Here is a 15,275-nt window from a genome sequence, read left to right on the forward strand (position 1 = left end):
ACACGCGCGCTCAGGCGATGGGTGCGCCGACCGCGCCGATGACGGCATCGAGCGCCTGACCCGAGGCATCCCTCTTCGCACCCGGCTCCGGCAGCGGCCGCACGGCGCCGTCGGCGGCGACCGCGCGCGGCTCGGCGCCGATCCAGGCGAGAACGAGGGCGTCTTCTCCCTTGAGGAACCGCTGCGCACGTACGCCGCCCGTCGCGCGCCCCTTCGCGGGGAACTCGTCGAACGCCGATACCTTGGCGCTGCCGGCGTCGGTTCCCGCGATGGCCTGGGACGAACCGGCGACCGTGACGACGACGGTGTCCGCGGCCGGTCGCACGGCGGCGAACGAGATCACATCGACGCCCGGCGCCAGCCGGATCCCCGCCATACCGCCCGCTGCGCGGCCCTGCGGACGTACTGACGCGGCGTCGAAGCGCAGGAGCTGGGCGTCGGATGCCACGAACACGAGTTCGATGCCGTCAGGGGCGATCCCGGCCCCGACGACGCTGTCACCGGGCTTCAGAGCGACGATCTCGACGTCGTGCTTGCCGGCGGGAAGCTCCGAGGCGGCGACGCGCTTGACGACCCCCTGCCGGGTGCCGAGCGCGATGATCTCGTCGCCGAGGGGCACGATCGCCACGACGTGCTCGCCGGATGCGAGACCGAGGTACTGATCGGCGCGCGTTCCCGCCGCGAGCTGCACGGCGTTCGCCGGCACCGAGGGGAGATCGACGGGGGAGAAGCGCACGATCCGGCCCGCCGTGGTGACCGCGCCGAGATCGCCGCGCGTCGTCGCGTCGACCGCGGAGCGGATCGCGTCGTGCTTCGCTCGACGCGTCGGTGCGACGATGCCGCCCTCGGGCGAGAGCACGGCGCGGACCATCCGCCCTGTCGCGGAGAGGAACACGCGGCAGGGCTCATCGGCGATCTGGAGGTCGGCGGGCGCGGCGGAGCGAGACCGTGCGGCGACGGGTCCGCCGTTGAGGAGGAGGGTGCGGCGCGGGGTGCCGAAGGTCTCAGCCGCGGCATCCAGCTCTGTGGCGACCTGCGCGCGCAGCAGGGTATCGCTGGCGAGGAGGGCCTCGAGGTCGGCGATCTCGTTCTTCAGGGTGTCGCGTTCGGACTCGAGCTCGATGCGGGAGAAGCGGGTGAGACGGCGCAGCCGGAGTTCGAGGATGTACTCGGCCTGCAGTTGCGAGAGGTCGAACACGCTCATCAGGCGCGTGCGGGCCTGCTCTCCGTCGTCGGATGCCCGGATGACCTGGATGACCTCGTCGATGTCGAGGATCGCGATGAGGAGGCCCTCGACGAGGTGCAGACGCTCCTGCTTGCGCGCGAGCCGGTAACGGCTGCGACGGGTGACGACGGACAGCCGGTGGTCGAGATAGACCCGCAGCAGCGACTTCAGCCCCAGTGTCTGCGGCTGGCCGTCGACGAGCGCGACATTGTTGATGCCGAACGAATCCTCGAGCGGCGTGAGGCGGTAGAGCTGCTCCAGAACCGCGTTCGGGTCGAAACCCGTCTTGATGCCGATGACGAGCCGTAGGCCGTGATTGCGGTCGGTGAGGTCGTTGACGTCGGCGATGCCCGTGAGCTTCTTGGCGTTCACGGCGTCCTTGAGCTTCTCGATGACGCGCTCCGCACCCACCATGTAGGGCAGTTCCGTCACGACGAGACCCGTGCGCCGGGGGCCCAGGGATTCGATCGAGACCTTCGCCCGTGTGCGGAACGAGCCGCGACCGGTCTCGTAGGCCTCGGTGATCCCGTCGAGACCGACGATGATGCCCCCACCGGGGAGATCGGGCCCGGGGACGAACTCCATCAGCTCGGCGGTCGTGGCATCCGGGTTCTCGAGGAGATGGATGGCGGCGGCGACGACCTCGATGAGGTTGTGCGGCGCCATGTTCGTCGCCATGCCGACCGCGATGCCGGTCGCACCGTTGACGAGGAGGTTCGGGAACGCTGCGGGCAGCACCGCGGGCTGCTGGAACTGGCCGTCGTAGTTCGGGATGAAGTCGACGACGTCCTCGTCGAGATTCTCCGTGAGCGCGAGGGCGGCGGGCGCGAGCCGCGCCTCGGTGTACCGCGCTGCCGCAGGGCCGTCGTCGAGCGAGCCGAAGTTGCCATGCCCGTCGACGAGAGGCACGCGCAGGGCGAACGACTGCGACAGCCGCACCAGCGCGTCGTAGATCGCCGAGTCGCCGTGCGGGTGCAGCTTTCCCATGACCTCGCCGACGACGCGGGCGCTCTTCACGTGACCGCGATCGGGCCGGAGGCCCATCTCCGCCATCTGGAAGAGGATGCGTCGCTGCACGGGCTTGAGGCCGTCACGGGCGTCGGGCAGGGCACGCGAGTAGATGACCGAGTACGCGTATTCGAGGAACGAGTCCTGCATCTCGGAGGAGACGTCCACGTCCTCGATGCGGCCGTGGTCTTCGGGGATGGACTCGGTGCGGGGAGCTGCCATGGAACTGAGTGGACCTCGCGTCGGGTGAGGGCGGGTGCGGGGAAAGTGCGGTCGACCAGGGCCGTGCGTCGTCGTGTGCGAGACTGGCCCGGATGTCCCTCAGCCTACCCGCGGACCCGCCCGGAGCCCGGAGCCTCACCGATGTCGTGCCGGAGCTCGTGCGGTCGCTTTCGGGCGACCCGCACTGGTTCGCACCCGCGCGGTCGGCGGTTCTCGTGCTGGTCGACGGCCTCGGCCGCGGCAACCTCACCGCACGTGCCGGACACGCACGATTCCTGACATCGCGGATGGCCAAGAAGGATGCCGCGCGCACCGTCTTCCCGGCGACCACAGCGACGGCTCTGACGAGTCTCCTCACGGGTGTCGACGCCGGCATCCACGGCATCGTCGGTTATCGAGCCAGGATCCCGGGGACGCTGCAGGCGCCCAATCAGCTGCGCGGCTGGGAGACCGACGGACTCGACCCGCTCACGTGGCAGCGCGCCACGCCGATGCTCGAGCGCGAGGCGGCCGCCGGGCGGCCCTGCTTCGTCGTCAGCAAGGGCGTCTACGCGGGGACCGGCTTCACTCGCGCGATCCAGCGCGGCGCGACCTTCGTCGCCGCCGGGACGCCCGCCGAGCGCCTCGAGACGGCGCGGGGCCTCGCCGAGGCGCATGCGGGCGCGCTCGTCTACGCGTACGTGCCCGAACTCGACACGATCGGCCATGCACGCGGCTGGGAGAGCGACGCGTGGACGGCGGGGCTGGAGGACGTGGATGCCGCGCTGCGCGTGATGCACGACCGGGCGGCATCCGACGTCGGCGTCGTCGTCACCGCCGACCACGGCATGGTGGACGTCCCCGCCCACCGGCACGTCCTGATGGGCGCGAGCGATGCCCTGCTCGACGAGGTCGACCTCGTCGCGGGGGAGCCGCGCCTGCTGCAGCTCTCGGTGGCGGACGGCGCCGCGGAGCGGGTCGCGGCGCGCTGGCGCGAGGCGGAGTCCCACCGATCCTGGGTTTTCACACGCGGCGAGGCCGTCGCCGCGGGGCTGTTCGGAGCGCGGGTGGATGCCGAGGTGCTGCCGCGCATCGGCGACGTCCTCGTCGCCGCGCGCAGCGCCGTCGCCTACTATGACGATCGACTCGCCGACAAGAAGGCGCAGCGAATGATCGGTCAGCACGGGTCGCTCACCGATCAGGAGCGCATCGTGCCGCTCATCGGTCTCGGTGCGTTCGCCCGTCCGTAAGCTCAGCAACGTCCTTCGACGGGCTCAGGAACCGTCCTTCGACGTGCTCAGGAACCGTCCTCGGTGCGCGCACCGAAGACGATCTCGTCCCACGAAGGCATCGAGGTGCGGCCCTTGCGGCGCGAGTTGTCGGAGATGACGGTGTCGTCGAGCGCCTCGTCATCGGCGTCCTCGTCGGTATCGTCGTACCCCGGCTCGAGGGCGTCGAAGAGCGCCACCGGGCTCTGTGTGCGCTCGGCCTGCTCTTCGCTCGGCATCGGCTCGCGCTGCCCGCGTCGACGTCGCAGCGCCTCGAGCAGGTCGGCGGTCTCCGCGGAGGTGACGGATGCCTCCGGCGCGCGCTTGATCGCCGCCTCCTGCACGGCAGCGGTCACCGTCGGGCGCACGTCGCGCGTCACGATCTCTGCGTCGGGTTCGAGCCGTCGAGGCCCGAAGGCCCCGGAGTCGAAGCGGGACGAATCCTTCAGGGGAGAGGCATCCAGCGCACGCAGACGGGGGATGAGGCCCTCGGGCAGTGAACCCTGTCGCGACAGCTGCGTCGCATCGGAGTTCAACGGGGAGAGCGTGGAACGGCGCGGGTCGAACCCCCACCGCGCATCGTGGTCGACCTCGCTGGCCGTGAACTCGAGCTTCACGATCCAACCGCTCTCCTCGCGCCAGCTCGTCCATCGCTCGCCGGACGCGCCCGCATCGGCGAGCTTGCTGCGCACGGCGACGCCGAACGTCGGCTGCGCGCCCGGGTCCAGCTCGCCCGCGATGAGGACGGGCACGGCGAGGGCCTGATCGACGATGTGCTCGCGCTCGGCGAGGACGGGGCGTTCGTAGCGCTGGACGTCGGAGAGGCGCGCGCCCAGGAGCTCCGCGACATCCTGCGCCGACATGCCGGCGCGGATGTGGGACTGGATGTCCTTCGGGCTCACCCGCACCGTGCGCGGTTCGGCATCGCGCTGCGCGCGGCGCAACTGCGAGTGCAGGGTCTCGTCGACCGGCAGCGCGAACCGTTCACCGGTGTCGGTCGCGACGACGAGGACGCCTTCTTCGATTCCGATGACTTTGAGCTGCTCCATGCGAGACACGCCTCCAGATCCCTGCGATGGCACCGACAACAGTGCCGTCGCCATGGTGACACGCCGCGGGCCGGGCAGCGGGAATATCGCGGGCGCGCCGCGAGTTCTCAGTGGCGCACCCACCGGAGAGGGGAGCGTGAACGGTCACCATTTGCGTAATCCCTCCCGGTCGTGCAAACTAACGCCGCCGCTCGCCCACGAGGTGCGGCGGCACATGGCAGATTCTGGAAGTGAGAGCATGGCGACCGACTACGACGCCCCCCGCAAGACCGAAGACGACAGCGAGTCGATCGAGGCCCTGAAGGAGCGCGTGCCCGACAAGCTGTCCGGTGCGGTCGGTGATGAAGACGCCGACAACCCCTCGGGCTTCGAGCTCCCCGGTGCCGACCTGTCCGACCTCGAACTCGACGTCGTCGTCCTGCCTCCGCAGGAGGACGAGTTCACGTGCGTCGAGTGCTTCCTCGTGAAGCACCGCACGCAGATCGATCACGAGACGTCGTCGGGCGCGATCTGCATCGAGTGCGCCGCCTGAGCAGCGTCTCCTGAGACCGCCGCGCGGCCAGATCGTCGTGCGGTCAGGATGACTGGCTGCGGCGGATCGCCGCCGACACCCGGTCGGGCGTGCGGGTCGAGAACACCCACACGCTCACCGGGTCGCGATCGTCCCGCACCGGGACCACGACGACACCGTCGATACCGCCGCGCAGCAGGTGCCACGCCGTGCGGGGAAGCCCCGGGCCGCGGATCTCGCGCGCCTCGTCGCCGGTGAAGCCCTGCGGCTCGCCGAGGAGGCGAGCGGGGATGTGGGCACGACCCAGACGCAGTTCGCCGTCCCGGACCTCGATCACGGGCGCGGCGAGCACGAGAGCGACGAGGATCACGGCGGCGGCCACGAGTCCCGCGATGAGCGCGATCGTGGCATCCAATGGGACGAAGACGAGCGAGATCATCGGCGCGGCGACCGCAGCGCTCAGCAACGTCCACAGCGATGGGCTGAGGCGCTCGCGGTAGGTCGGGGCGGCGGCGACGCCGCGCGGAGCCGTGTGCGCGGCGGGCGGCATGTCGGCATTCATCGGGGGGTGCATTAGCCTCGTGGGGTGATCGAATCCGTGGACGTTCCCATTATCGCGGCGCAGGTCCCCGTATACGCCCATCCGGGGGACGCGGGCGCCGATCTCGTCTCTGCGGAGGCCCTGCGGCTCGGTCCGGGAGAGCGTGCGCTCGTCGCGACCGGCGTCCGCATCGCGCTGCCCGACGGGTACGCCGCTTTCGTCGTCCCGCGCAGCGGCCTCGCGGCCAAGCACGGCATCACGATCGTGAACGCGCCCGGTACGGTCGATGCGGGCTACCGCGGTGAGATCAAGGTGTCCCTTCTCAACACGGATGCCACCGAGCCCTATGACATCGCGGTCGGTGATCGCATCGCACAGGTGATCGTCATGCCGGTTCCACGCGTGCGGTTCCTTCCTGTCGACGAACTGCCGGACTCGGCGCGTGGCGAGGGCGGATTCGGATCCACGGGCTATCAGACAGGAGCAGGCGCATGAGCGACGAACTCGCGGGCAAGGCCGTGCTGGCCGATCGCGCGACGGCGGGACCCTTCGACGAATCCGAGGCGAACCCCGTCCGGCCCTATATCGACCTCGGCGGCATCAAGGTGCTGCCGCGTGAAGGGCTGAACCTGCGTCTCGAAGTCGAGGAGCAGACCAAACGCATCGTCGCCGTCGGCCTCGACTACGCAGACTCCACGCTGCAGGTGCAGCCGTTCGCGGCGCCGCGCTCGAGCGGGCTGTGGGACGAGACGCGGGAGCAGATCCGCCAGCAGATCCGCCAGCAGGGCGGCCGGGTCGAGGAGCGTGAGGGCCCGCTCGGCCCCGAGCTGCTCGCGGAGGTGCCGGTCGCGGCCGGGCCCGATGCGACTCCCGGCAAGCGCCTCGCGCGCTTCGTCGGTGTCGACGGCCCGCGCTGGTTCCTGCGCGGTGTCATCGGTGGCGCCGCGACGAGCGATGTGGATGCCGCGGCCAAGGTCGAGGACCTCTTCCGTTCCCTCGTCGTCGTCCGCGGCGGCACGCCGATGCCTCCGCGCGACCTCATCCCCCTGAAGATGCCGGCCGCGCCCGGAACGGCATGACGATGCCCGAGGCGCCCGAACCGGAGCGCACGCCCTCGGCATCCGAGCTGTTCGGCCAAGCCCTCGGAGGAGCGGCGCGACGCGCCGGCATGGACCCCGCGAAAGACGCGCACACAGGACACGTCGTGTGGGCGGCGATGGGCGGTTGGCGTGGCGTGCTGGAGTCGGTGCTGCCGGGCCTCGCCTTCGTCCTGCTGTTCACGTTCACGCAGAATCTCGTCCTGTCGCTCGTCGTATCGGTCGGGCTCGCCGCCGTCTTCACCGTCGTGCGGCTGCTGCAGCGCTCGCCCGTGAGCGCAGCCCTCGGCGGCCTGGTCGCCGCCGCCGTCGCGGCCGGATTGGCGCTGTGGACCGGACGCGGGCAGGACAATTTCGTCCCCGGGCTCATCACCAACGCGGCCTACGGGACGGCGTTCCTCCTCTCCGCCCTCATCGGCTGGTCGTTGATCGGCCTCGCGGTCGGGTTCCTCATGAACGAGGGCGTCGCCTGGCGTGCGGATGCGCGCAAGCGGCGCGTCTTCTTCTGGCTCGCGATCGCCTGGGCGGCGCTGTTCTATCTTCGACTCGCGGTGCAGCTGCCGTTCTACTTCTCCGGCGACGTCACGACCCTCGGGACCCTCAAGCTCATCATGGGGCTGCCGCTGTTCGCACCGCTCGTGGCCGTCACCTGGCTCGCCGTGCGCGCCGTCTATCCGAAGGCCGAGACGCCCGCGACGTCGTGATAGATTTATCTTGACATCAAGATAAATTCTTCCCGTCGCGCGGCATCCAGCCGGGTAAGGCAGACCTCACTAGCCGGAGGCGACGCGGGCGGGGAAGATGGAAAGACAGGCCGCGCATCGTCGTCGTCGCCTGCGCCCCCGACGAAGGAGAGCAACGTGTCCACTGTTGACAGCTTCGGTGCCAAGAGCACCCTCACGGTCGGTGGCACCGACTACGAGATCTATCGGATCGACACCGTCGCGGGCTACGAGAAGCTTCCGTTCAGCCTGAAGGTGCTGCTCGAGAACCTCCTGCGCACCGAGGACGGCGCGAACGTGACGAAGGCGCAGATCGAGGCGCTCGGCAACTGGGATGCCGACGCGGAGCCCGACACCGAGATCCAGTTCACCCCCGCGCGCGTCGTCATGCAGGACTTCACCGGCGTCCCCTGCATCGTCGACCTCGCCACGATGCGCGAGGCGGTCACCGCCCTCGGCGGCGATCCCGACAAGATCAACCCGCTCTCGCCCGCCGAGATGGTCATCGACCACTCGGTCATCGCCGACCTCTTCGGCAGCGAGAACGCGCTCGAGCGCAACGTCGAGATCGAGTACGAGCGCAACGGCGAGCGCTACCAGTTCCTGCGCTGGGGTCAGACCGCCTTCCAGGACTTCAAGGTCGTCCCGCCCGGGACCGGCATCGTGCACCAGGTGAACATCGAGCACCTCGCGAAGGTCATCTACGACCGCACGGGCCGCGACGGCGTGCTGCGCGCGTACCCCGACACCTGTGTCGGCACCGACTCGCACACGACCATGGTCAACGGCCTCGGCGTGCTCGGCTGGGGCGTCGGCGGCATCGAGGCCGAGGCCGCGATGCTCGGCCAGCCCGTGTCGATGCTCATCCCGCGCGTCGTCGGCTTCAAGCTGACCGGCGAGATCCCCGCCGGCGTCACGGCGACCGACGTCGTCCTCACGATCACCGACATGCTGCGCAAGCACGGCGTCGTCGGCAAGTTCGTCGAGTTCTACGGCAAGGGCGTGGCTTCGGTCCCGCTCGCGAACCGCGCCACGATCGGCAACATGAGCCCCGAGTTCGGCTCGACCGCCGCCATGTTCCCGATCGACGACGTCACGCTCGACTACCTGCGCCTGACCGGTCGCGACGACCAGACCGTCGCCCTCGTCGAGGCGTACGCGAAGGAGCAGAAGCTCTGGCACGATTCCGACAACGAGCCCGTCTTCAGCGAGTACATGGAGCTCGACCTCGGCACCGTCGTCCCGTCGATCGCCGGCCCCAAGCGCCCGCAGGACCGCATCCTCCTCTCCGAGGCGAAGAGCCAGTTCGAGAAGGACATCGTGAACTACGCGACGCCCTCCACCTCGCACTCGATCGTCGACCTGGAGTCGAAGCACTCCTTCCCCGCCTCCGACCCGGGTGCGGGCCCCGGCGACGAAGAGCCCGAGACGCGTGAGGTGCACATCTCCAGCGGCGCCCCCGCGACGGCATCCAAGCCCGTCAAGGTGACGACCCCCGACGGCACCGCGTACCTCCTCGACAACGGCGCCGTGACGCTCGCGGCGATCACGTCGTGCACGAACACGTCGAACCCCTCGGTCATGATCGCGGCGGGCCTGCTCGCCAAGAAGGCCGTCGACAAGGGACTCACGCGCAAGCCCTGGGTCAAGACGACGCTCGGCCCCGGCTCGAAGGTCGTCACCGACTACTACGAGAAGTCGGGCCTCGACAAGGCGCTCGAGGGTCTCGACTTCTACACGGTCGGCTACGGCTGCACGATCTGCATCGGCAACTCGGGCCCGCTCATCGAAGAGGTCTCCGCGGCGATCAACGAGAACGACCTGGCCGTCACGGCCGTCCTCTCGGGCAACCGCAACTTCGAGGGCCGCATCAGCCCCGACGTGAAGATGAACTACTTGGCATCCCCGCCGCTCGTCGTCGCGTACGCCCTCGCCGGCTCGATGAACTTCGACTTCGAGACCGACCCGCTCGGGAAGGACCAGGACGGCAACGACGTCTTCTTGAAGGACATCTGGCCCGCCCCCGACGAGGTGCAGGAGGTCATCGACGCGTCGATCTCGCGCGACCAGTTCATCACCCAGTACGCCACCGTCTTCGACGGCGACGAGCGCTGGAAGAGCCTCCCGACGCCCGAAGGCCCCATCTTCGAGTGGGATGCCGACTCCACCTACGTGCGCAAGGCGCCCTACTTCGACGGCATGTCGATGGACCTGACCCCGGTCAGCGACATCTCGGGTGCGCGCGTGATGGCGACCCTCGGCGACTCGGTCACGACCGACCACATCTCGCCGGCCGGCAACATCAAGGCGGGCACGCCCGCCGCGCAGTACCTCACCGAGCACGGCGTCGCGCAGAAGGACTTCAACTCCTACGGCTCGCGTCGCGGCAACCACGAGGTCATGATCCGCGGCACCTTCGCGAACATCCGCCTGAAGAACGAGCTCGTCTCCGCGGTCAACGACGGTCAGATCGTCGAAGGCGGGTTCACGCGCGACTTCACCCAGCCCGGCGGCCCGCAGTCGTACATCTACGACGCGTGCGAGAACTACCAGGCGCAGGGCACCCCGCTCGTCGTCTTCGGAGGCAAGGAGTACGGCTCCGGATCGTCGCGCGACTGGGCGGCCAAGGGTACGTCGCTCCTGGGTGTCAAGGCGGTCATCACCGAGAGCTTCGAGCGCATCCACCGCTCGAACCTCATCGGCATGGGCGTCGTCCCCCTGCAGTTCCCCGAGGGCCAGTCCTGGAAGAGCCTCGGCCTCGACGGCACCGAGATCGTCTCGATCGAGGGCCTGGAGGAGCTCAACAACGGCACCACCCCGAAGACGGTCAAGGTCACCGCCGCGCCGAGCGAGTTCTCGCCGGAGGGCAAGGAGACGGTCGTCTTCGACGCGAAGGTCCGCATCGACACACCTGGTGAGGCCGACTACTACCGCAACGGCGGCATCCTGCAGTACGTGCTGCGCTCGCTCGTCTGACACGCGCCGCATAACGCCCCGGCATCTCTCCCCGCAAGGGGGTGCGGATGCCGGGGCGTCGTGCGTCATCCGACGTAGACTCGGGGGATGAGTCTGCTCGCCTCGATCACCGGACCGCGCGACCTCGATGCGCTCTCACCGGAGCAGCTCGAGCAGCTCGCGCAGGAGGTCCGCGACTTCCTCGTCGAGAACGTGTCCCGCACCGGCGGGCACCTCGGCCCCAACCTCGGTGTCGTCGAACTCACGATCGCGCTCCACCGCGTATTCGACTCACCCAACGACCCCTTCGTCTTCGACACGGGTCACCAGTCCTACGTGCACAAGCTGCTGACCGGTCGGCAGGATTTCCGAGGCCTCCGCTCGCGCGGCGGACTCGCCGGGTACCCGCAGCGGTCGGAGAGCCCGCACGATGTCGTCGAGTCCTCGCACGCCTCCAGCTCGCTGAGCTGGGCCGACGGCATCTCGCGGGCGCTCACCCGGACGGGTCGCACGGACCGGCACGTCGTCGCCGTCGTCGGTGACGGTGCGCTCACCGGCGGCATGACGTGGGAGGCGCTCAACAACATCTCCGACGACAACGAACGCAACCTCGTCATCGTCGTGAACGACAACGGGCGCTCCTACGCTCCGACGATCGGCGGCATGGCCCGCTATCTCAACCGCGTGCGCACGACCGAGGGCTACGAGAACCTGCGACGCGGCTCCGACTCGTTCTTCCGCCGGCTGGGTCCTGCAGGCCGGGCCGTCTACCGCGGGGTGCGCGGCGGCACGCACGGGTTCCTCTCGCGGTTCACGAACAACGAAGCGCTGTACTCCAACCTCGACATCAAGTACCTCGGCCCGATCGATGGGCACGACCTGCGCGCTCTCGACGAGACGCTGCGGCTGGCCAAGGCCCACCACGCCCCCGTCATCGTGCACGTCATCACCGAGAAGGGCCGGGGGTACGAGCCGGCCCGCAACGACGAGGCCGACCAGTTCCACGCCGTCGGCAAGATCGACCCCGCGACGGGAGAGCCGCTGGGCTCCTCCGACGCCGTCGCGTGGACCGACGTCTTCGCCGATGCCCTCGTGGATGCCGGTGAGCGTCGCGAGGACGTCATCGCCATCACGGCGGCCATGTTGCGCCCCACCGGCCTCCAGCCGTTCGCGCAGCGCTTCCCCGACCGCGTCTACGACGTGGGTATCGCGGAGCAGCACGCGGTCGCCTCCGCCGCTGGTCTCGCCTTCGGGGGCCTTCACCCCGTCGTCGCGATCTACGCGACGTTCATGAACCGTGCGTTCGACCAGGTGATGATGGATGTCGCGCTGCACCGCGCCGGGGTCACGTTCGTGCTCGACCGCTCCGGTGTGACCGGCCCCGACGGGCCCAGCCATCACGGCGTGTGGGACCTCGCGATGCTGCAGCTCGTCCCCGGCATCCGCATCGCCGCGCCGCGCGATGAGAAGCGTCTGCGCGAGGAGTTCGACGAGGCGATCGCCGTCGCCGATGCCCCGACCGTCGTGCGGTTCCCGAAGGGTGCGGTCTCGCCCGAGCTCCCGGCAGTGGAGCGCCTCGCAGACGGCACGGACGTGCTGTGGCGGCACGGGGAGCAGGACGTGCTGCTCGTCGGCATCGGGCCGATGGCGGGGCTCGCGATGGATGTCGCGGGCCGGCTGCGGGCGCAGGGGATCGGGGCCACCGTCATCGACCCGCGCTGGGTCGTGCCGGTACAGCCGAGCGTCGTCGAACTCGCGGCATCCCATCGCCTCGTCATCACGATCGAGGACGGCATCCGCGTCGGCGGGATCGGCACGCGCGTGCGCCAGGTGCTGCGCGAAGCGGGGGTGGACACGGCCGTCGACGAGCTGGGGCTTCCGGACGCGTTCATCGATCACGCGTCGCGCGAGCAGATCCTCGAGGATGCCGGGCTCACGGCCGCCAAGATCGCTCAGGACGTCGTCGCCCAGGTGCTCGGCACGCGCATCCCCGTTGCGCGCCCCTCGACCGATACGGGGGCCATCTGGGCGGTCGCGCCAGAGTCCGCGCCGGCGGACGAGGAGCGCCAGGAACGCTGACGAGCGCACCGGCCCCGCCCGCGGGCGGAGGGGCGGTGGCGGGCGTGACAGCATGGAGGGATGAGCTCCACCGCGAACCTGACCCGCGACGAGACGGCGGCGCGGGCCGCTGCCATTCGACTCCAGACCGTCGACGTCGAGATCGATCTGCGCGACGCGGCGTCGGCGGATGCCGCGACGTTCCCCACCGCGTCGACGCTGGCGTTCACGGCATCCTGCTCGGAGACCTGGATCGACTTCCTCGGCGCGTCCGTCGACGAGGTGACGGTCAACGGTGCCCCGCAGGCGGTCGACTGGGACGGTGCGCGGGTCCGCCTCACCGGGCTGGTCGCGGAGAACACGGTCACCATCCGCGGGGCGGGGCGCTACAGCTCATCGGGGGAGGGACTGCACCGCTTCCGAGACCCCGTCGACGATGAGGTCTACCTGTACACGCAGTACGAGCCGGCCGACAGCCGTCGCGTCTATCCCGTGTTCGAGCAGCCGGATCTGAAGGCGCGCTGGCGCTTCACGGTCACCGCTCCGGACGGGTGGGAGGTCCTCTCGAACGGTGCGGAGACGGCGCGGGAGAGCGTCGACGGCGGCGCGCGGGTGACCTTCGCGGAGACCCTGCCGCTCTCGAGCTACATCACCGCGATCGCGGCCGGGCCGTACGTGCGCGTCGACGATGTGTGGGAGGGTCCGGACGGCGCCGTCCCGCTCGGAGTGCTGTGCCGCGCGTCGCTCGCGCCGCATCTCGTCGACTCGGGGGACGCCGCGGAGATCTTGGCCATCACGCGCCGCGGACTGAACTTCTTCGGCGGCGCCTTCGGCCTCGACTACCCGTGGGGGAAGTACGACCAGATCTTCGTACCGGAGTACAACCTCGGTGCGATGGAGAACCCGGGGCTCGTGACCTTCACCGAGCGTTACGTGTTCCGTGGCGCCGCGACCGTCGCGCAGCACGAGGGGCGGGCGAACACGATCCTGCACGAGATGGCGCACATGTGGTTCGGCGACCTCGCGACGATGCGCTGGTGGGACGATCTGTGGCTCAAGGAGTCGTTCGCGGACTTCTCGGGTGCGCACGCCGCCGTGGTCGCCGGTGGATTCCCCGATGCGTGGGTCACCTTCGCGAGCCGCCGGAAGGGGTGGGCGTACGCGCAGGACCAGCTGCCGACGACGCACCCGATCGTCGCCGACATCCCCGACCTCGAAGCGGCGAAGCTCAACTTCGACGGGATCACGTACGCCAAGGGCGCGTCGGTGCTGAAGCAGCTCGTCGCCTTCGTCGGGGAGGACGCCTTCTTCCGCGGGGCACGCCGGTACTTCGCGGACCACGCGTTCGGCAACACGACCCTCGATGACCTGCTGGAGGCGCTCGACTCCGAGTCGGGTCGTGACCTCCGGGCGTGGAGTGCGGCGTGGCTCCAGACGACGGGCATGTCGCGGATCTCCGTCGAGCGCGGTACGGACGGCACCCTCGCGGTCGTGCAGACCGACCCGCGCCCGCACCGACTGTCCCTCGGCCTGTACGCGTTCGAGGGCGACCGCCTCGTGCGGCGCGGGGTTGTCGACGTCGACATCGCGAGTGAACGCACCGCTGTCGCGGCGGGTGCTCTCCCCGCGGACGTCGACCTCGTCCTCCCGAACGACGGCGACCGGACGTACGCAAAGGTGCGCCTCGACGAACGGTCGACGGATGCTGCGGCCCGAGCCCTCTCGACGATCGACGACGCGCTCGCCCGCGCCGTGATCTGGGCCGCGCTGTGGGACGCCACGCGCGACGGAGAGCTGCCTGTCACGCGCTACCTTGACGTCGTCGCGCGGCACGCTCCGGCTGAGGACAACGCCGCTCTCCTCGCCGATGCGCTCGCGCACGCGCAATTCGCGATCGGGCACTACGCCGCCGCCGATCAGCGTGACGCGCTGTCGGACGCGTGGCTGGAGACCGCGTGGAACGCCCTGTGGGCGGCAGCCCCGGGGTCGGACGCGCAGCTCGCGTGGGCGCGTGCGGTCGGGGCCGCGGCATCCCGCAGCGACGGTCGCGCCGCGGAGCTCACGGCGATCCTCGCGGGGGCGGCGGACGCGCCTGCAGGCCTGCCGCTGGATCCCGAGCTGCGCTGGGACTGGCTCACTGCGCTCGCGGCGACCGGACACGCCGGTGTCGCGGCGGCGGACGCCGAGCTCGCGCGTGACGGCTCGTCGCAGGGCCGCACCGCGTACCGCACGGTGCTCGCTGCACGACCGGATGCCGAGGTGCGAGCGGCCGCGTGGCGTGCGGCTTGGGAGGACGAGAGTCTCACCAACGACCACCTTGACGCGACGATCGCCGGCGTCCGCCGCCGCGACGCCGCCGCGCGGCGGGAGCTCGTCGCGCCGTTCGATGAGGAGTACTTCGCGCGGATCCGGCCTGTCTGGTCGTCGCGCAGCATCGAGATCGCGCGTCGACTGGTGGTAGGTCTCTTCCCGGCATCCGACACCCTCGACATCGTGGATGCCTGGCTCGACGAGAACACGGATGCCGCGGGAGCGCTCCGCCGCCTCGTGATCGAGCAGCGCGACGGCTTGGCTCGCGATCTCCGTGTCCGCTCTGCTCAACCCGCCGCGCCCGAGCGCATCGAGACCGCGCGATAGCAC

Annotated in this window: 11 protein-coding genes; 8 read left to right on the forward strand and 3 right to left on the reverse strand. The window is 70.1% G+C overall.

The features are described from left to right. Nucleotides 1-10 precede the first annotated feature (10 nt). Nucleotides 11-2,455 carry a DNA topoisomerase IV subunit A gene (locus tag J0I43_RS07495; protein WP_292861377.1) on the reverse strand — a complete coding sequence of 815 codons (2,445 nt, stop codon included), beginning with the start codon at nt 2,453-2,455 and terminating at the stop codon, nt 11-13. Nucleotides 2,456-2,547: 92 nt separating this feature from the next. Between J0I43_RS07495 and J0I43_RS07500 the strand changes: the two genes are divergently transcribed. Then, nucleotides 2,548-3,684 (forward strand): alkaline phosphatase family protein, encoded by a 1,137-nt coding sequence (locus J0I43_RS07500; RefSeq protein ID WP_292861380.1) that lies wholly within the window; start codon nt 2,548-2,550, stop codon nt 3,682-3,684. A gap of 47 nt (nt 3,685-3,731) precedes the next feature. Here J0I43_RS07500 and sepH read toward each other — a convergent pair whose 3' ends face one another. Further along, nucleotides 3,732-4,751 (reverse strand): septation protein SepH, encoded by a 1,020-nt coding sequence (gene sepH, locus J0I43_RS07505; protein WP_292861383.1) that lies wholly within the window; start codon nt 4,749-4,751, stop codon nt 3,732-3,734. A 238-nt stretch (nt 4,752-4,989) separates the two neighbouring features. Between sepH and J0I43_RS07510 the strand changes: the two genes are divergently transcribed. Further along, a complete protein-coding gene (locus J0I43_RS07510) occupies nt 4,990-5,283 on the forward strand; it encodes a DUF4193 domain-containing protein (RefSeq protein ID WP_292861962.1) in 294 nt (97 codons plus the stop codon). A 43-nt stretch (nt 5,284-5,326) separates the two neighbouring features. On the opposite strand, the gene J0I43_RS07515 is transcribed toward J0I43_RS07510, so the two are convergent. After that, complete coding sequence (locus J0I43_RS07515) at nt 5,327-5,824, reverse strand: DUF3093 family protein (protein WP_292861386.1); 498 nt, start codon at nt 5,822-5,824, stop codon at nt 5,327-5,329. A 24-nt stretch (nt 5,825-5,848) separates the two neighbouring features. Between J0I43_RS07515 and dut the strand changes: the two genes are divergently transcribed. The 6 genes from dut (at nt 5,849) to pepN (ending at nt 15,272) form a co-directional block, all read left to right on the forward strand. Continuing rightward, a complete protein-coding gene (dut, locus tag J0I43_RS07520; RefSeq protein WP_292861389.1) occupies nt 5,849-6,298 on the forward strand; it encodes a dUTP diphosphatase in 450 nt (149 codons plus the stop codon). Further along, nucleotides 6,295-6,882 (forward strand): DUF3710 domain-containing protein, encoded by a 588-nt coding sequence (locus tag J0I43_RS07525; RefSeq protein WP_292861392.1) that lies wholly within the window; start codon nt 6,295-6,297, stop codon nt 6,880-6,882. The genes dut and J0I43_RS07525 overlap by 4 nt, the downstream gene beginning before the upstream one ends. After that, nucleotides 6,879-7,604, forward strand: coding sequence for a DUF3159 domain-containing protein (locus J0I43_RS07530; protein WP_292861394.1), 726 nt, complete (start codon nt 6,879-6,881; stop codon nt 7,602-7,604). Before J0I43_RS07525 ends, J0I43_RS07530 begins: the two co-directional genes overlap by 4 nt. 156 nt (nt 7,605-7,760) lie before the next feature. Then, complete coding sequence (locus tag J0I43_RS07535) at nt 7,761-10,598, forward strand: aconitate hydratase (protein WP_292861397.1); 2,838 nt, start codon at nt 7,761-7,763, stop codon at nt 10,596-10,598. Nucleotides 10,599-10,685: 87 nt separating this feature from the next. After that, a complete protein-coding gene (dxs, locus tag J0I43_RS07540; protein WP_292861400.1) occupies nt 10,686-12,656 on the forward strand; it encodes a 1-deoxy-D-xylulose-5-phosphate synthase in 1,971 nt (656 codons plus the stop codon). A gap of 60 nt (nt 12,657-12,716) precedes the next feature. Next, nucleotides 12,717-15,272, forward strand: a complete 2,556-nt coding sequence (gene pepN / locus J0I43_RS07545) for an aminopeptidase N (protein ID WP_292861403.1) — start codon at nt 12,717-12,719, stop codon at nt 15,270-15,272. The last annotated feature ends 3 nt before the right edge of the window (nt 15,273-15,275 follow it).

Origin of the sequence: Microbacterium sp. (genome assembly GCF_017305435.1) — a bacterium.
Taxonomy (GTDB): domain Bacteria; phylum Actinomycetota; class Actinomycetes; order Actinomycetales; family Microbacteriaceae; genus Microbacterium.